Here is a 16,305-nt window from a genome sequence, read left to right as displayed (position 1 = left end):
AGGATTCACACATGACAACCATGATCGGCGCGGCCGCCAGCTACATCGATGGTCGCTGGTGCGGTGGTGACGGCGACCCCATCGCCACGATCAACCCCGCGACCGGGCTCCAGGTGGCGCTCACCCCCGCCTCCGGCCCCGCCCAGGTGAGCGAGGCCGTCGCCGCCGCCCGCCGCGCCTTCGACGGGGGCGAGTGGAGCCGTCTCGGTCCGGCCGACCGCGGCGCCCTGCTGCACCGCCTTGCCGACCTGCTCCAGGAGAACCGGGAAACACTCGTCCAGGTCGCCGCCACCGAGATCGGCACCCCGATCGGCAGCGGACCGACCCTGCACGTCGACCTGCCCGCGAAGTTCTTCCGCTGGTTCGCCGACGCCGCCATCCGGGGACCCCGCGACGGTTACGAACAACCGATGCCGCTGGACCACGACCCGATCACCACCAGCAGTCTGCTGCTGCGCCAGCCCGCGGGTGTGGTCGCCGCGATCGTCGCCTACAACGTGCCGATCATGATGAGCGCCTACAAACTCGGCGCCGCCCTCGCCGCCGGATGTTCCACGGTGCTGGTCACCTCACCGAAATCCGTGCTGCTCACCGCCGCGTTCGTCAGGTTGGTCGAGGAAGCCGGATTCCCCGCGGGCGCGGTCAATCTGGTGTTCGGACCACCGGCGGTCACCGAGCAGGTCGTCACCGCCGCCGAAGTGGACATGGTCACCTTCACCGGCTCCCCCGCTGTCGGCAGCAAGATCCTCACCCTCGCCGCCCCGACACTGAAGAAGGTGGTTCTCGAACTCGGCGGCAAGTCACCCAACATCGTGTTGCCCGGCACCGACCTCGAACGCGCGGTCCCCGCCTCGGCGTTGCGGTTCACCCGCAACAGCGGTCAGGCCTGCGGAGCGACCACCCGAACCCTGGTGCCCCAGGCCGACTTCGACGAATACGTCGAGCGTTCCGGCGCTTTCCTGCGCACCCTCACCGTCGGTGACCCGCTCGCACCCGACACCGTTCTCGGCCCGCTCATCACCGGCGAGCACCGCGCCGACGTGGAGGGGTTCCTCGCCCGTGCGCGTGACACGGGCGCCGACATCCCCGTCGGTGGTGGCCGACCGGCAGGCCTCGACGACGGGTTCTTCCTCGAAGCGACCCTGGTCACCGGTGTCCCCAACGACGCCGAGATCGCCCAGGAGGAACTGTTCGCTCCCGTCGGTGTAGTCATGCCTTACACCGACCTCGACGACGCGGTCCGCATGGCCAACGACGTCAAATACGCCCTGAACGCCAATGTCTGGGGACCCACCCCGCAGGCCATCGAATTCGCCCGGCGTCTGCGCTCGGGCACCGTCACGATCAACGGCGGCGGCGGCATGCGCCCCGATGCCCCGTGGGGCGGCCCCGGTCACAGCGGCATCGGCAGGGAGGGCGGCGAAGAGGGCTTCCGCGAATTCTTCGAAGTCAAGCACCTGCAGTGGCCGCTGTGAGCCTGTTGGACGGCAAGGTCGCCGTCATCACCGGCGCGGCGAGCGGAATGGGTCTGGCCACCGCGGAAACGTTCGTCGACCACGGGGCGAAGGTGGTACTCGCCGACATCCAGGAGGAACGCGGAGCGGCTGCCGCCGCCCGCCTGGGTGATTCGGCGCTGTTCGTGCGCACGGATGTCACCGTCGCGGCGCAGGTGGAGTCCGTCATCGACGCCGCGGTGGACACCTTCGGCCGCCTCGATGTCGTGGTCAGCAATGCCGGCGCGGCCGTGGATCTTTCGCCGATCGATGACCTCACTCCGGAGGGACTCGACCGCACACTGGCGCTGAACCTGCAAGCCCATGTCGCCGCGCACAAGTACGCGGCCAGGCAGTTCCGCGCGCAGGGCGTTCCTGGCTCCATCATCACCACCGGCAGTGTCGCCGCGTTGCAGGCCGGATGGAACGGCGGCGCGTACTCGATGGCGAAGGCCGCGGTGCTGGCCCTGGTCCGGCAAACGGCCATGGAGAACCAGGGCACCGGTATCCGCTCCAACGCCATCCTCCCGGGCGCGGTCCTCACCTCGATCATCACCGACATGTTCGGGGTGAGCCGCGAGCGTGAGAGGGAGTTCCTCACCGGGATCGGTGACCGCATCGGCGGCGAGACGCTGATCGGGCGCGCGGGCCGCGCCCGCGATATCGCCGGCGCGGCATTGTTCCTCGCCAGCGATCTGTCGGCCTGGATCACCGGCGTCGCACTGCCGGTCGACGGCGGCGCGACCGCGATCACCAAGGACGCCACGGTCTCGATCGTCACCGAGTTCGCCACGGAGTTCAACGCAGGTCCGTGAGGCGAACTCATCCCCGCGTCAGCCGCGGTTGCCAGGTGGCAGCCGCGGCTGATCTCGTTGTCGGTCAAGATTGTCGTTCACGGCGCGTCATCAGGTGAGCGACCAGGAGAACTGTGAGCACCGCGGTGCAGCCGACGGCGCCGACGGCCAAGGCGATGCCGATCCCGGTGTCGCTCGGGTAGCCGTCGGGGGCGAGGTGGGCGGCGAGGACCGCGCCGGACATCGCACTACCGAACGAACCGCCGACAGTGCGCAGAACCTGGTTGAAGCTCACCGCGCTGCCGAGCTCACGGTCGGCCACACTGCGCGCGATCAGCGCGGGCATCGCCGCGTAGGTGGTGCCGATGCCCGCGCCGAAGCCGAACATGCCGAGCAGAATCTCCCAGAGCTCGTCGTGGGCCAGCCACAGCAGCATGCTCGACGCGGTGACCAGGGCCGCACCGGGAATCAGCAAGGCGCGCATCGGGATACGGGCAGAGACGACCCGGACGACGCGATTGGCCGCGAAACTGCCGACCGACAGCGGCAGCATGACGAAACCGGCCCAGAACAACGGCATCGCGATGCCGTAGCCGGTGGACGCGGGTGCCTGCGCGATCAGACTGGCGATCGACAGGCAGGCGTACATCGCGGCACCGAGACCGATCGCTGTCCCGTTCGCGACGAGCGCGTCTCCGGCACGCAGCACCCGCAGGTCTACCAGCGCGTGCTCGGTACGCAGTTCCACCAGCGCCCACATGGTCAAGATCGCCACCGCTACGAGAAGAAAACCGAGCGTCCACGGTGAACCCCAGCCCCACCGTGACCCCTCGCCGGCGACGAGCAGCAAGGCCGAGAGCCCCGCACCGAGCAACAGCGCACCGCGTAGGTCGAACGGGGTGCGCGGAGCCTGCTCGTCCGGACCGTCCGGCACCATCTTCCACACCACCAGCACCGTCGACAGCAGGAACAGCGCCGCCGCCCAGAAGGCGAAGCGATAGCTGAACACATCGGCGAAGATGCCGGTGAGCGGGTAGCCCAGCCCGAGACCTGTGGTCACTGTGACCGACAATGTCGAGATGCCGTTACGCACGTGGTCGGCGGGGAGATAGCGCCGCGCGAGGGCGATCGTCACGGGCACGATCCCGTAGCTGAGTCCTTGCAGAGCGCGCCCGATCAGGAACACCGCGAAATCGGTGGCTACCGCGGCCACGACCGACCCGAGCAAGATGATCGTCAGCGACCACAGCAGCAGCCGCTTCTTGTGTGGGCCGTCGCTGAGCCTGCCCATCACCGGAGTCGTGACCGCGCCGACCAGCAGGTTGACCGTGAGCATCCACTGCGCCGCGCTCACGTCGACCTGCATCTCGCGCGAGATCGCGGGCACCAACAACATGCCGAGAGAGCTCACAATCGCCGAAGTCAATGCGGTATAGACCAGGGCGGGAGTGAGACGGCGCGCGGCGATCATTCGGTCGGACCCGCCGCGGCCAGCTTCTGAAGCGCGGGCAGTGCTCGGCCGAGAGCGCCGCGTTCCTCATCGGTGAGTCGCTCGTCGATGGCGCGCGCCAGCCAGTTCAACCCCGCCGCCCGCTCCTCGACGAGGCGGACGAGGCCCGCGTCGGTGAGTTCGACCCAGACACGACGGCGGTCCTCGCTGTCAGGAGTTCGTACGACCAGCCCGAGTGCTTCGAGTTCGCGCACGGCAGTGGCGATGGCCTGCGGGCTGACAGTCTGGACAGTGGCCAGCGTGGTTGCCGTCGCGCGGCCGTGGGTGGACAAATAGCCGAGAACGCCGAGTTTTCCCGCCGAGATCGTCCGTCCGGCAAGCAGGCGACGGGCGATCGGATGCAGGACTTCACCCAGCTCTCGGGCAGTGGACGGTACGCGGGTCATCACCCAACCATACAACTAAATTAAACAACTTAATTGCGTAACTGGGGTGATGCCGACCATAGGTCCGGACACAGGAAAGGCCCCTCCGAGCGATGCCGGAGGGGCCTGTCCGCGTGATCAGCGACGGGGAACCAGCGACAACGTCCGCCCATCGGCAACATAGGTGCCGGTGTAGACCGCGACCGATTCATCCAGATCGAGCACTCCATCGGAGCCGATGGTGAACCGCCGCAGGATCTCCTCCCCGCCCCGCAACGGATCGGTGCCCAGCGCCCACAGGACTCCGCCGCTAGGCGACATAACCGAGGATTCGGCGAAAGTTCCGGGCCTGTCCGGCGCGAACGCGACATCGGGCAACGGAGTCAGCACACCGTTCGGCTCCACCGCGAAGGAACTGATGTGGCCCGACCCCATGTTCGGCACATACAAGTAGCGCCCGTCGGGCGTGATGCTCGTCACGTGGGGAAGCATGCCCGTCGGGAATGGCGACCCCGCGATTTCGGCGAGCGTGCCGTCTCCGGACCGCGCGAACCCGGATACCGACCCACTGATCTCGTTGACGACATAGACATGCTCACCGTCCGGGGTGACCCGAGGATAAATCGGGTTCAACCCGGTCGACACCCGCTGCTTGACCGGGGACACCGAACCGTCGGCGTTGATGTCGAACACCAGCAGCTGACGCGGCAGCAGGCTGGCCACGTACAACTGCTTGCCGTCCGGCGAGACGGTCCCCGAGGCGACGCCGTCGAGAGACTCTCCGAACGGCATGGGCGAACCGTTGAGGGTAGGAGTTCCGTCGGCGCCGATCCGCACCGGCACCACCTGCGCGTTCTGGACCCCGACGACGACGAAGGCATCGCGGCTGTTCGGCGCGAAGATGATGTCTACCGGGACATCCGGCAACGGTAGCGGCGTTCCTGTCGCGGCGAGTTCGCCGTCGGCGCCGATCGCGTAGGGGATCAGCTGTGGGTTCGTCCCGGGGGCGACGAACAAGAACCGGCCGTCCGGGCTGGGCGCCTGGGGCCAGTTCAGTGCGCCTGGCATGGGCTTGCCCTGGATCGAAGTCGGCCGGTCCGTGTCGGAAGCGTTGTAGCCGACGATGCCGTTGCTGAGGAATCCGTGGGCGTAGATGTGATACCCGGTCGGGTCGGCCGAGGCGGGTTGTGCCGCCACGGTGAGACCGGGCAGAGCCGTCGCCGCGAGGACGAGTACCCATCCCGCTCGCATGCGCCGGTTCCCCGAACCACCCTTCCACATTGAATCAGAGGTCATAGCTGGGAGGCTATGGGGCGAAACCCAGACGAAATGTCCAGCATTCTGCACACCGCCCCGGGCGCAGAAAGCGCAAGACCCCTCCGGCAGGAGCCGAAGGGGTCTTGCGCCGAACACTTGCTCAGTCCTGACCGGGCATCAAGCCGAGCTGAGTCAGGAAGCTGACGTTGTCCCAGTACACCCGATGTTCGGACACCTTGCCGTCACGCAGGGTGAAGGTATCGATGAGCGGGAACGTCACCGTGCGGCCCGAGGGCGGAACCTCACCGTCGGCAGTCGCCAGCGGGCCGGTCTGCACGCCGGTGAAGACGATCTCGGCGATCGCGGTGTCTCCGTCGACCCACGTGTTGCGACGTTCGATCTTCATCCCGGGAAACGCCGTGATGAAGGCAGCGATCGTCGCCCGCAGCGCTTCGATCCCGGTGAGCGGGCCGGACGGAAACTGCGCTGCCACGTCCTCGGTGAACGGGCTCGCGGCCAGGTCCAGATCGCCGCCTTCCAGGCCGGCGTAGTGCACGTTGACCAGATCGAGCAGATCGCTCATTTGGTTGACCTTTCGAAGAAGTTCGCATCCAGGAGTACGGATACCGACATAATATATTGTGCACCCTGCTTACGTGCCAGAGTTGTTGTGCCTCTTCACAAGTCAGATCACGCGCGAGCGCACTGCGGCGGAGCTGGCCATGATGTATTCGAACAGGCAAACCAGCACCTCCTTACACGATGCTCGGTCGCGCGCATCACAGAGCATGATCGGCACATGGGCCGGCACCCCCAAAGCGGCGGCGATCTCCTCGGACGCATATCGATCCGCTCCGTCGAAGCAGTTCACCGCGATCACGAACGGGATGCGCCGGGACTCGAAATAGTCCACTGCCGCGAAACTGTCGGCCAGTCGCCGGGTATCGACCAGGACCACCGCGCCGAGCGCACCACGGGACAGTTCGGGCCACAGGAACCAGAACCTATCCTGTCCCGGCGTACCGAACAGATAGAGGATCACCCGAGAATTGATGGTGATCCGGCCGAAATCCAGTGCGACGGTGGTTGTTCGCTTGGCCTCGATACCCCGCAGGTCGTCCACGGAACTACTCAGCTCGGTGAGCTGTTCCTCGGTGCGCAGCGGGGTGATCTCGCTGATCGCGCCGACCATCGTCGTCTTGCCCACCCCGAACCCGCCCGCCACCAGTATCTTCACCGCCAATTCGGTGGACATGACCGACGAATCGCGTCCGTCAGAGGTTGCGTATGCCATCCAGTACCGCCTGCAGTAGTTCGGGGTCGGGGCCGGCTTCGGCCCTCGGGGGAGATCGGAAGATCACATAGCCTGCGGAGATGAGGTCACTCACCAGCACCTTCACAGTGACCAGCAGCAATTTCAGGTGAGCGGCGATTTCGACGATCGACATCGGATGATGGCGGCACAGCTGAAAAATCTGGGCGTACTCGCGATCGAGTTTATTGACGTCGGAGTCGTAGCCGACCGAGATCACCAGGGTCAGGATGTCCAGATCCGGAAGATCCGTGCCCGCCCTCCCTCGGGTCAGCGCGAAGGGCCGGACCAGAGGCCCCGGGTCGTCGTCCTCATAGCCCCACACGTCATCGAGCCCCTCACTCACGGCACGCGCGTCGACATCGAGGTTCTCGGTGCCGCCGACAGATGCTCACGCACTTGGCCGACGATCACATTCATCTCGTACGCGATCAGACCGAGATCCACCTCGGCGTCGGTCAGCAACGCCAGGCACGCACCGTGTCCTGCCTCCGTGACCAGGAGATAACCGTGCTCGAGCTCGACCACGGTCTGATGCAGCGCACCTTTACCGAACCGCGTCCCCACACCACGCGCCAGGCTGTGCAGGGCCGACGACATCGCGGCCAAGTGCTCGACGTCCTCTCGCTCGATTCCGTCGGATCCGGCCAGCGCCAAGCCGTCGGCGGACAGAACCACCGCGCGTTCGGCGCCTGATGCCGTTGCCACCAGATTGGTGAGCAACCAGTCGAGCGTGCCTGCCGGTGCCTGACGAACCATCATGTCCTCATTCATGTTCTGACCGTTCTACGGATGGGAATGGGGTGGCCGGACGCGCGCCCGTCGCGTGCCGTTCTGTAGCGAACTCATCGCCGTTCGCACCGTCTCGGGCGCGCGGACACGTGCGGTCGCACCTGGCTCCGAGAAGTACGGATGCTCCTCTCCCACATCGGTACCGAGCTGCGGAGAAAGGTGTGTGAGGCGTTCGCGTCTCGGCAGCGCGGGCCTGCGGTCCACGTCGGCGACCGAGGCTCCATCGAGCCCGGCGAGAGGGGCCTGCCGCGCCACATGGCGTCCGTTGCGTGCTACCGGGTCGGCCCGCCGGATCGGCTGCGGTTCGACGGGAGCCGGAACGGGATCGGACCGGGAAGCACCCGGCAACGCGGGGACACCGAGCCCCCGGTGCACGGCGTCATGAGAGCGCACAGGTTCGACCGCCGCCGTCGGGTTGTCGTCGCCGGCTTCGAGCACAGCCCACGGCAATAGCACGATCGCGCGCACACCACCGTACGGTGACTCCTGTAAGGTCACCGAAATCCCGTGGCGCGCCGAGAGTCTGCTGACCACGAACAGCCCGAGATGGCGATGCCCCGCAAGCGCCATCTCGTGGAACTGCGGCGCTTGCGCCAACATCGCGTTCAGGCGTTCGCGCTCCTCGAAGGAGACTCCCAAGCCCTGGTCGTCGATCTCGACCACCACTCCCCTCCCCACCGAGTTGCCGTGCACCGCCACCGGTGCGTCCGGCGGCGAGAACGCGGTCGCGTTATCGATCAGCTCGGCCAGCAGATGAACGAGGTCGGCGACGGCGGTGCCGAGCACGCTCACCGCGGGCAGCCGGATGGCGCTCACCCGCGCGTAGCCCTCGGTCTCGGACACCGCGCTGCGCACGATCTCCTCGAGCGCTACCGGATTGCGCCAGCGACGCCCCGGGGTGCGACCACCGAGAATGAGCAGGTTTTCGGAATTGCGGCGGGCACGGGTGGCCAAGTGGTCGAGCTGGAACAGCAGCTCGAGGTCCTCCGGGTCGTCCTGGCGCGCCTCGGCGACATCGAGAACATCGAGCTGCCTGCGTACCAGGGCCTGGTTGCGGAAGGCGATATCGAGAAATACCTTGTTGAACCCGTTCCGGGTGCTCGCCTCGCCCACCGCGGTCTCGATCGCGGTTCGCTGCGCGATGGCGAATGCCTCGGCCACCTGACCGATCTCGTCGCGGCCCTCATCGACCGGGGCGGTTTCGCCCGGCACATCGATCTGTTCTCCGTGATGGATGCGGCCGATGAGCTCGGGCAGCCGGTCGTTGGCGAGCGAGAGGCTGGCCGAACGCAGGGTTCGCAAGCGGCGCAGCAGCCGATTGGCCAGCACCAGCGAACCGGACACAGCGAGGATCGTGACGACGAGCATGATGGCCGAGACGAGAAGCAACTGATCGATCAAGCGATCGGCCGCCGCGCTGGTCGCATCAACAGTCACCCGGAATTGATCACGGATCAGCGTGATCAGGCGGGTATCGACCGCGCGTTCGGCAGCCAACCATTCCTCGACCGGCATCGTCAGCTCGCCCCGCTCGACCATCGCGTCTTCGCCGGTACTGCCGACACGCCAGTCGGCTCCGCTGACCAGGGCGCGAACACTGGTGCGCACTCCCTCGGTCAATCGGGAATCGATGAGGTCGAACTGTTTGCGGTAGACGCCGACGTGCTGCGCGAGGACCCGGCGCTCGAGTGGTGACATGCTGTCGGCAGCGGCGCCCGCAGCGACGAGGCCGACTACACGCGAATGGCTTTCGGCCGCACGAAGCAATTCGATCGACGTCAGCTCGGCGTCCATCGTCGTGGTGTCGGAGGACTTCAGCCGCGCGGACTCCTGTCCCGCACCGAGCATGGCCGCGATGAGATCGCTGAAGTATTGATCGACGTCACCGGTTGTCGCCTTCCTGCTGTCGACCGACTCGCGAATCACCTGCATCCGCCCGATGAGATTCGACAACGCTTGAATGGACTCGGCGCCGGTATCGGAATCCATACCCTGTGCGGCCGAGGCGATCCGGGCGGTTTCCGCGATCGCCCGATCCGTGTCGTCACGACTGGTGCGCAGCTCCGCGTCCGCACCGGGCGAGTGATCCTGTGCGGTGACGCTGGCGAGCCGCTCCGTCTGGATCGATGTCACGAACCGGAGCAGTGGGTCGATCACCGTGCCCCGGTAGTCGGACCACTCCTTCACCGACTGCGCCCGTAGCCCGACCAGAGTGACCGCGACCGCGCCGGTTGCCAGCAGAACCAGACTCGGGATCAGCGCGATCGCCAGCACGCGGGTTCGCACGCTCGTGCCGAAACGCGGGCGCATCGGGCGATGTGAACTACCGGAACTGGCGTCCGGAACGCTCGGTTCTCCTTCGGCCGACGGCACAGGCATTCTCCTCGGGGTGAGCTCGGGTCGACAGTGGGGCGGGCCGGTCGGCCCACCCCACGCGTCATCGGATGGGGGTCAGGTGGGCAGAGGGACCGTCGTGGAAGATCACGCCGGTGTCGACGGCGGGCAGGCCCGACGGTGCGATGCTTCCTTCGGCTGCCACGGTGTAGGTATGCACTCTGGCCGTGCCGTTCACCGTGAGAGAGTCGATGACCCAGAGCTCGTCCTCGTCGGGGCTCAGTACCACCCGGCCGGGGATGGTGCCACCCGGTGTGGGGTAGGGCGAACCGGGCAACGGTGACAGCGCGCCGTCGGCGCCGATTCTGAAGCCGTCGACCTGGCCACCGCTCGAAGCGGGCACGTACATGTGCTTGCCGTCCGAGGTGATCGCCGAACCGTGCGGGGTGTCACCGGTGGGGTAGGGCGAACCGGGCGCGTCGGCGAGGCTGCCGTCCGGTGCTATCACGTAGCCGGACAAAGTAGCGCTGCCCTCGTTGCTGATGTAGAGGTGACGCCCGTTCGGGGTGATGGCGGGCAGCGCGGGGCGTTCGCCTGTTGCCAGAGTCGGTCCGACCTGAATGAGCGATGCGTCGGGGTTGATGGCATAGCTGGTGACCGTGGCGCCGATGAAGGTACTCACGATCAGGTTGCGCCCATCGGGGGTGACCTGAGGCAGGCTCAGCCCACTCATCCCGGGGACGGGGGTGGCGGGCGCGCCGGTGGGCACGAGAACGCCTGCGGCGGTGATATCGAAGGAGCGGACCTCGGTTGTCAGCGAGCCGACGGTCGCGAACAAGCGGGAACCGTCCGGGGTGATCGTCACCCCGATCACCGGCGCACCGAGATCGATCCGGCTACTCGCGATCTCGCGCAGGGAGCCGTCGGCTCCGAGGTCGTAACCGATGATCGAGCCGGAGACCACATGCCCCGCGTAGGCCCGGCGACCGTCCGGAGTGATCTCGAGAGTCAACGAGCCGGTGTCGCTGGCGAACGGCGAACCGGGCACCTGAGTGAGCGAACCGTTGTCCTCGACTCGCAGCACGCTGATGTTCGACGAGCCGGTACCGGTGACCAGCAGATAGCGAGGCGCGTCGGCCGCAGGGTCCGAATGCGCGAGCGCCGGGGACAACGACAGCGCCAAGGCGGCGGCGACGCCGGCGGCGACACGTCGCGGTGTGAGTGCGTTCCTGAGCATCAGGATGCGATACCTCCGTGTACCGGGCAGGCCACGTCGCCTGCTCCGAATTATGCACAATATAGTGTGCAATCTCACTGAGGATAGTCCGTTTGAAATAACGCAACGAGATACCCGGCCAGTTGTCACGGCACACAACGATAGTTGCCGGATTGTATATAAAATGTGATCGTTCCGGGTTGTCGCACGCTTCGCCCTCTGCGGAACGTGGACTTCGAGTCTCGTCGAGGAGATCACCGATGACTTCCCTCCCCCCTCCCTCCCGATACCGCCCTCGCGGGCGTATAATGCGCTGCGCCACAGCGGCTTTCATCGCCGCGTTGTTCAGCGTCGCCAGCTGGACCGCCGCGCCCGGTCCGGCATCGGCCGCCAATTCCCGCTTCATGATGGTCGCGGGTACCGCGTCGATGGGTATCAGCGTCTTGCGCGTCGCCGACGACGGGTCGTTGTCGAGTGTCCCGAACAGCCCGTTTCCCACCGGTTTCGGCGTACTCTCGCTGGTGCTCGCCCCGGACGGCCGCACGGTTTACGTTCCGCACGCCGGTGGCTTCGGCGTCTCCGGGTACCGCCTGGACGACAACGGCACCCTGCATCCGGTTCCAGGCGCTGACATCACCGTCGGCGGGCCGCCTACCGCCGCTGCACTCAGCCCCGACGGCAAACAGCTGTTCGTCGTGGTGGGCGGAGCCCCTGGCCACGTCGAGTCGTTCGCGGTGACCGCCTCGGGTGCACTCGTTCCCAGCGGAGCCCCGACTGTTCCGGTGGACGGGTTCAGCGCGGTCGGCATGGCGGCCGTCGATCCGAGCGGCCGGTTCCTCCGAGTCGTCACATACCTCGGCAACACCATGTCCAATTACGCGATCTCGCCGGACGGCACGATGACCCCGCTCGGCGCCATCGAGGTGAAGCTCGGTCCCGTCGCCCCCGGATTCAGCCGTGACGGGCGCTATCTCTACGTGAGCAACGAATTCGGCTTCGACTTGTCCGGGTTCGTCATCGGCGAGAACGGGCAGCTGTCGCCGACACCCGGGTCGCCCTATCCGACTCACGGCGTACCGCACGGCGCGGTGGTAACCGCCGACAACACCCGCCTGTACGTCCCCAACGCCATGGGCCAGTCGATCGCCGGCTTCGACCTGCACTCGGACGGGCGACTGGTCGAACTCCCCGGCTCGCCGTACGCGGCTCCTGCGGCCACCCTGCCCGGCCAAGTGGCCCTGCATCCCGACGGCAAGACGCTGTACCTCATCGATGTACTCACCGCCCAGGTGACCACACGGGTGCACACCTACACGATCCGAGAAGACGGCAGCCTCGCGCCGTCCGGACGTCCGTCGGTCGACACCGGCGTGGTCATGTCCGACGGGCCGGTGGTTGCCCTCACCCCCTAGCGACCAGAAAGGGCCGGTGCCGTGACATCTCGGTCACGACACCGGCCCCTCAACGCAAAGATCTCGCGCTCGGGATCAGGGCTGGACGCCCATTTCCGGGCCGATGTACTCACGGACCCGCGCGGCCTTGCCGTCGCGGACCTCGACGTTCTGCAGCAGGTGCAGCTTCATCTCCTGGCCACCGATCGAGACCTCGGTGGTGCACTCGTGAAAGAACCCGTGCTCGGTGTAGGTGACCCCGACAGAGACGAAGGTCGGGATGGCACCACCGGCGGAACGCTCGTACACAGCCGCGACAGCATCGGCTACGGTGACCCACTTGTCATCGGAGCTGTGCCATACGAGGCAATCCTCGTGGCTGATCTCCTTGAAGAGATCGATGTTCGTGAGGGCCTTGACCCAGTTGTCCGCGAGGTCTTTGGTGGCCTGATCTGGGGTGCTGCTCATCGTTGAACGGTGCCTTCCTGTCCGGTTCGGCGCAGTGCTGTCCTGCGCCACCCCATGCTGCGCGCGAACCGGTGGAGCGAGTGTCCAACTTTCTGGACACGACGATCTAGGCGGTGGATTTCTCCGGCGCGGACCACATGCCCTGCTTCTCCAGCATGGCGATGAGCTCGTCGGCACCGGACATGATGTGATCGCGCATCAGACTGCTCGCCGTCTTCGCGCGGCGCTTTCGCAACGCCTCGAGAATGGCAGGATGGAAATCGAGGGATTCGTTGGCATGACCCTCGATATTGCCGTAGAACCGGTTGGGCAGCTGCTTGACGATGGAACGCAACAACAGCGCGAGCCTGCGGGAATCCGCCGCCAGATTCACGCTGCGATGGAATTCGTGGCCGAGCGCGACGATGCGGTCGAGATCGGCCCCCTCGGCGACCGCCCGCTCGTGCTCGGCGACCACATCGGCCAAGTGAGCGAGTTGCCGCGGGGAGATCGATTTCGCCGCGCGCGAAGCCAATTCGCCGGCGAGCGTAGCCTGCGCCCAGAACAGGTCGCGCACATCCTGCCTACTGAACGCCGACACCATGAACCCGCGCCGAGGGACCAGTTCTACGAATCCCTCACCACTGAGCAGCAGAAGACCTTCACGAACGGGGGTGTTACTCACTCCGACCGCTTCCGCGATCGGTTCGGCGCGCAGGAACTCGCCGGATCGCACCCGACCCGAGATGATCAGTTCCCGCACGTAGCTCGCGACGTCTTCGGACAGCTGCTGACGCTGCGAATTCACGCGACGGGGTAGCTCCCGCGGCGAGGAATCGGCGCCCAAAGGGTCTTTGTCGTTCGGCACTTACGCATTATGCGGCCCCGAAGCTCGATCGCGCAGCACCACCCCATGGAAAGGGCGTCGGTCACCGCAGGGATGAGAGCGCATCGATATGTCGTGCGCGCGGTGACCGACGCCGCGCCCGAGGCCCCTGGGGGATCAGAAGGGCTTCGGGAGGTCTACTGTTCAGTTGCCGACTTTATCATATATTTAATATTATAGGCGAGTCTATTCGGAGGTAACCGGTGACCGAAGCATTCTTTCGTACACGGAACAGTCGGCACGGGATCGAGCTGATCCCCCAGGCCGAGGCCGCGAGCGGGTGGGGCGAGGAGCACATGCGTGGGCTCGCGGTGAGTTCGGCACTGGCACGTGCCGCCGAACAGCAGATGCGCACCATCAGACGTCCGGACCTGACGCCGGTGCGGTGGACCGTCGACCTTTTCCGACCCGCCCGGCTACGCCCGTGCAGCGCTTCGGCGACCGTCGTCCGGGAAGGAAAGCGGTTGTGCTTGGTCGACGCCGTGCTCGAGCAGGACGGCAGGCACGTCGCCCGAGCATCGGCACTGTGGCTGGCTCCTGGCCAGAGCCCACCGGGCGCGGCCTGGTCAGGCGGCGCGCGGCCGGAGCCGCCCCCGCTCGACACCGCGCTGATCGAGTCCCAGCATCGGCTCTACTTCACCGAGGAGACAGGGTGGGGCGACGCGGCGCGGTCGACCAACGACGCTCGCAATACGATCTGGCACGAGCAGATTCCGGTAGTCGAGGGCGAGCCGGTCACTTCGTTCCAACTGGCCGCGGGCGTTGCCGATGTGGTGAATGTGGCGGTCAACCTCGGCAGCAACGGGCTCGAATTCATCAACGCCGACATCTCGCTGGCCCTGGCCCGGCTGCCGGTAGGACCCGCTGTCGGGTTCGCCACCACCGAGCGGATCGAAGAGGCAGGCATCGCGGTCGGCACGGCTGTCGCCTTCGACCGAGTGGGCGTCTTCGGCACGGCGACCCTGTGTGCGCTCGCCGATGCGTATCGTGCCGTCGATGTGCGTAGCTTCAGGCCGATCACGTGACGAAGCTCGCAGAATATATTATGCTTAATCAACCACTGCGAAGGAGAGCACCGATGATCCGCTGGGCCGACATCGACGACAAGGCCACCTCGTGCTGACCCGGGGCGCGGTGCTTCGGCAGACTCCTGGTGCCTACGAGATCGTCGAACTCGACATCGAGGACCCCCGCCCCGGTGAGATCCGGGTCAAGATGGCCGCGGCGGGCTTGTGCCATTCCGACGACCATTTCGCTGTCGGTACGCAGACGCCGGGCATTTTGCCGCTCGCGGGCGGGCACGAGGGCGCCGGTGTCGTCGAGGCCGTCGGGCCGGGCACCAAGGGCTTCGCCGAAGGCGACCACGTGGTCTTCTCCTTCCTTCCGGTGTGCGGCCGCTGCCGGTGGTGCGCACACGGCCACCAGAACCTGTGTGACCTCGGCGCGTTCCTGGCCACGGGCGCGCGTTTCGACGACCCCACGTCGTATCGGCTCTCGCTCGACGGCGCACCCGTCGGTCAGCTCGCCGGGCTCGGCACCTTCTGCGAATACACCACCGTCTCCGCTGTCTCGGCGATCAAGATCGATCCATCGATCCCGCTCGATATCGCCTGCCTCACCGGCTGCGGTGTCGGCACCGGTTGGGGTGCGGCGGTGAACTCGGCCGAGGTCAAGCCGGGACACGTCGTGATCGTCATGGGCATCGGCGGTATCGGCATCAACGCCGTGCAGGGTGCCGCGCACGCGGGTGCCGCCGCGGTGATCGCCGTCGACCCCGTGCCGTTCAAGCGAAACTCCGCGCTGAAGCTGGGCGCCACCCATGCCGTCGCCGACATCGAGGAGGCCGCCGAACTCGCCCGCTCGATGACCAACGGCCAGGGCGCCGACTCCGCGATCGTGACGGTCGGTATCACCACCGGCCGCCATGTGGGGCAGGCGCTGAGCGCTGTTCGTAAGGCAGGCACCTGTGTCGCCGTCGGGCTCGGCGACGCCACCGTCGGCGCGGGCGACATCAACCTGCACGAGCTCACCCTGTACCAGAAGCGCCTGCAAGGCTCACTGTTCGGCGCGAGCTCGCCCACCGCCGACATCCCGGCACAGCTGGCGATGTATCAGCAGGGCTCGCTGAAACTCGATGAACTCGTCACCACCCGCTACTCCCTCGACGACATCACGCAGGGCTTCGCCGACATGAACGCCGGGCGGAACCTGCGGGGCGTCGTCGTCTACGACTGATCCCGGCAAGTCGAAGGACCGATCATGAACGTGCTGATCGAAATGACCACGTTGTGCCTGACCCGTCCCGCCCCCGGCGCGGATGCGCAAGCGCTGGCCGCCTGGTACGCGGCGAAGGCACGGTTGCACGACCACCTGGCCGGTCTCGGCGGACCCGACAGCGCGCGGGAACGTGAGCTCGCCGCGGCCGCTCACCGGCGCGCGCTGAGCGTCACCGTGGGTGAACCGGCATGAGGCCCGCGGGCGAGAAGTCTTTGCGCCTTCCTCCGCCCC

17 protein-coding genes are annotated in these 16,305 nt (G+C 66.7%); 6 read left to right on the top strand and 11 right to left on the bottom strand.

Annotated features, from left to right (window positions below; translation table 11 throughout):
• Positions 1-11: 11 nt before the first annotated feature.
• Both NC7_RS13680 and NC7_RS13675 read left to right on the top strand, forming a co-directional pair.
• Complete coding sequence (locus NC7_RS13680; RefSeq protein ID WP_067982957.1) at positions 12-1,475, top strand: aldehyde dehydrogenase family protein; 1,464 nt, start codon at positions 12-14, stop codon at positions 1,473-1,475.
• Positions 1,472-2,308: an SDR family NAD(P)-dependent oxidoreductase gene (locus NC7_RS13675; RefSeq protein WP_157101990.1), complete on the top strand. Its 837-nt coding sequence runs from the start codon at positions 1,472-1,474 to the stop codon at positions 2,306-2,308. Before NC7_RS13680 ends, NC7_RS13675 begins: the two co-directional genes overlap by 4 nt.
• Before the next feature lie 64 nt (positions 2,309-2,372).
• Here NC7_RS13675 and NC7_RS13670 read toward each other — a convergent pair whose 3' ends face one another.
• The 9 genes from NC7_RS13670 to NC7_RS13630 form a co-directional block, all read right to left on the bottom strand.
• Positions 2,373-3,758, bottom strand: a complete 1,386-nt coding sequence (locus tag NC7_RS13670; RefSeq protein WP_067982954.1) for an MFS transporter — start codon at positions 3,756-3,758, stop codon at positions 2,373-2,375.
• Complete coding sequence (locus NC7_RS13665) at positions 3,755-4,183, bottom strand: MarR family winged helix-turn-helix transcriptional regulator (protein ID WP_067982952.1); 429 nt, start codon at positions 4,181-4,183, stop codon at positions 3,755-3,757. The genes NC7_RS13670 and NC7_RS13665 overlap by 4 nt, the downstream gene beginning before the upstream one ends.
• A gap of 117 nt (positions 4,184-4,300) precedes the next feature.
• Positions 4,301-5,458, bottom strand: coding sequence for a lactonase family protein (locus NC7_RS13660; RefSeq protein ID WP_084458478.1), 1,158 nt, complete (start codon positions 5,456-5,458; stop codon positions 4,301-4,303).
• A 121-nt stretch (positions 5,459-5,579) separates the two neighbouring features.
• Complete coding sequence (locus NC7_RS13655; protein ID WP_067982948.1) at positions 5,580-6,002, bottom strand: ester cyclase; 423 nt, start codon at positions 6,000-6,002, stop codon at positions 5,580-5,582.
• A 102-nt stretch (positions 6,003-6,104) separates the two neighbouring features.
• Positions 6,105-6,713, bottom strand: coding sequence for a GTP-binding protein (locus tag NC7_RS13650; protein WP_067982946.1), 609 nt, complete (start codon positions 6,711-6,713; stop codon positions 6,105-6,107).
• A complete protein-coding gene (locus tag NC7_RS13645) occupies positions 6,694-7,077 on the bottom strand; it encodes a DUF742 domain-containing protein (protein WP_067982944.1) in 384 nt (127 codons plus the stop codon). The genes NC7_RS13650 and NC7_RS13645 overlap by 20 nt, the downstream gene beginning before the upstream one ends.
• On the bottom strand, positions 7,074-7,505 hold the full coding sequence (locus NC7_RS13640) for a roadblock/LC7 domain-containing protein (RefSeq protein ID WP_157101989.1): 432 nt from the start codon (positions 7,503-7,505) through the stop codon (positions 7,074-7,076). The genes NC7_RS13645 and NC7_RS13640 overlap by 4 nt, the downstream gene beginning before the upstream one ends.
• Before the next feature lie 12 nt (positions 7,506-7,517).
• Positions 7,518-9,833 (bottom strand): sensor histidine kinase, encoded by a 2,316-nt coding sequence (locus tag NC7_RS13635; protein WP_067982939.1) that lies wholly within the window; start codon positions 9,831-9,833, stop codon positions 7,518-7,520.
• Positions 9,834-9,960: 127 nt separating this feature from the next.
• Complete coding sequence (locus NC7_RS13630; RefSeq protein ID WP_067982938.1) at positions 9,961-11,094, bottom strand: lactonase family protein; 1,134 nt, start codon at positions 11,092-11,094, stop codon at positions 9,961-9,963.
• 287 nt (positions 11,095-11,381) lie between these two features.
• Here NC7_RS13630 and NC7_RS13625 point away from each other — a divergent pair, with 287 nt between their 5' ends.
• Positions 11,382-12,485, top strand: a complete 1,104-nt coding sequence (locus NC7_RS13625; protein ID WP_067982936.1) for a lactonase family protein — start codon at positions 11,382-11,384, stop codon at positions 12,483-12,485.
• Between the two features lie 75 nt (positions 12,486-12,560).
• Here NC7_RS13625 and NC7_RS13620 read toward each other — a convergent pair whose 3' ends face one another.
• Positions 12,561-12,932 carry a hypothetical protein gene (locus NC7_RS13620; RefSeq protein ID WP_067982934.1) on the bottom strand — a complete coding sequence of 124 codons (372 nt, stop codon included), beginning with the start codon at positions 12,930-12,932 and terminating at the stop codon, positions 12,561-12,563.
• Between the two features lie 106 nt (positions 12,933-13,038).
• Positions 13,039-13,758 (bottom strand): GntR family transcriptional regulator, encoded by a 720-nt coding sequence (locus tag NC7_RS13615; RefSeq protein WP_067983685.1) that lies wholly within the window; start codon positions 13,756-13,758, stop codon positions 13,039-13,041.
• A 242-nt stretch (positions 13,759-14,000) separates the two neighbouring features.
• Between NC7_RS13615 and NC7_RS13610 the strand changes: the two genes are divergently transcribed.
• From NC7_RS13610 to NC7_RS13600, 3 genes are all read left to right on the top strand, one after another.
• Entirely contained in the window at positions 14,001-14,822 is an 822-nt protein-coding gene (locus NC7_RS13610) for an acyl-CoA thioesterase domain-containing protein (protein ID WP_067982932.1), read from the top strand.
• A gap of 91 nt (positions 14,823-14,913) precedes the next feature.
• The gene (locus tag NC7_RS13605) at positions 14,914-16,032 is read left to right on the top strand and encodes an NDMA-dependent alcohol dehydrogenase (RefSeq protein WP_067982930.1); all 1,119 of its coding nucleotides are present in this window, start codon (positions 14,914-14,916) and stop codon (positions 16,030-16,032) included.
• A 24-nt stretch (positions 16,033-16,056) separates the two neighbouring features.
• Positions 16,057-16,266 (top strand): hypothetical protein, encoded by a 210-nt coding sequence (locus NC7_RS13600; RefSeq protein WP_067982928.1) that lies wholly within the window; start codon positions 16,057-16,059, stop codon positions 16,264-16,266.
• The last annotated feature ends 39 nt before the right edge of the window (positions 16,267-16,305 follow it).

Source organism: Nocardia caishijiensis NBRC 108228 (assembly GCF_001612825.1).
GTDB classification, from domain to species: domain Bacteria; phylum Actinomycetota; class Actinomycetes; order Mycobacteriales; family Mycobacteriaceae; genus Nocardia; species Nocardia caishijiensis.
This window is presented reverse-complemented; position numbering and strand designations above follow the sequence as displayed.

Bases quoted from the DNA above. Each gene is read 5' to 3' on its own strand.
- NC7_RS13680 (WP_067982957.1), top strand. From the start codon at position 12: ATGACAACCATGATCGGCGCGGCCGCCAGCTACATCGATGGTCGCTGG.
- NC7_RS13670 (WP_067982954.1), bottom strand. From the start codon at position 3,758: ATGATCGCCGCGCGCCGTCTCACTCCCGCCCTGGTCTATACCGCATTG.
- NC7_RS13665 (WP_067982952.1), bottom strand. From the start codon at position 4,183: ATGACCCGCGTACCGTCCACTGCCCGAGAGCTGGGTGAAGTCCTGCAT.
- NC7_RS13660 (WP_084458478.1), bottom strand. From the start codon at position 5,458: ATGACCTCTGATTCAATGTGGAAGGGTGGTTCGGGGAACCGGCGCATG.
- NC7_RS13655 (WP_067982948.1), bottom strand. From the start codon at position 6,002: ATGAGCGATCTGCTCGATCTGGTCAACGTGCACTACGCCGGCCTGGAA.
- NC7_RS13650 (WP_067982946.1), bottom strand. From the start codon at position 6,713: ATGGCATACGCAACCTCTGACGGACGCGATTCGTCGGTCATGTCCACC.
- NC7_RS13640 (WP_157101989.1), bottom strand. From the start codon at position 7,505: ATGAATGAGGACATGATGGTTCGTCAGGCACCGGCAGGCACGCTCGAC.
- NC7_RS13635 (WP_067982939.1), bottom strand. From the start codon at position 9,833: ATGCGCCCGCGTTTCGGCACGAGCGTGCGAACCCGCGTGCTGGCGATC.
- NC7_RS13630 (WP_067982938.1), bottom strand. From the start codon at position 11,094: ATGCTCAGGAACGCACTCACACCGCGACGTGTCGCCGCCGGCGTCGCC.
- NC7_RS13625 (WP_067982936.1), top strand. From the start codon at position 11,382: ATGCGCTGCGCCACAGCGGCTTTCATCGCCGCGTTGTTCAGCGTCGCC.
- NC7_RS13620 (WP_067982934.1), bottom strand. From the start codon at position 12,932: ATGAGCAGCACCCCAGATCAGGCCACCAAAGACCTCGCGGACAACTGG.
- NC7_RS13600 (WP_067982928.1), top strand. From the start codon at position 16,057: ATGAACGTGCTGATCGAAATGACCACGTTGTGCCTGACCCGTCCCGCC.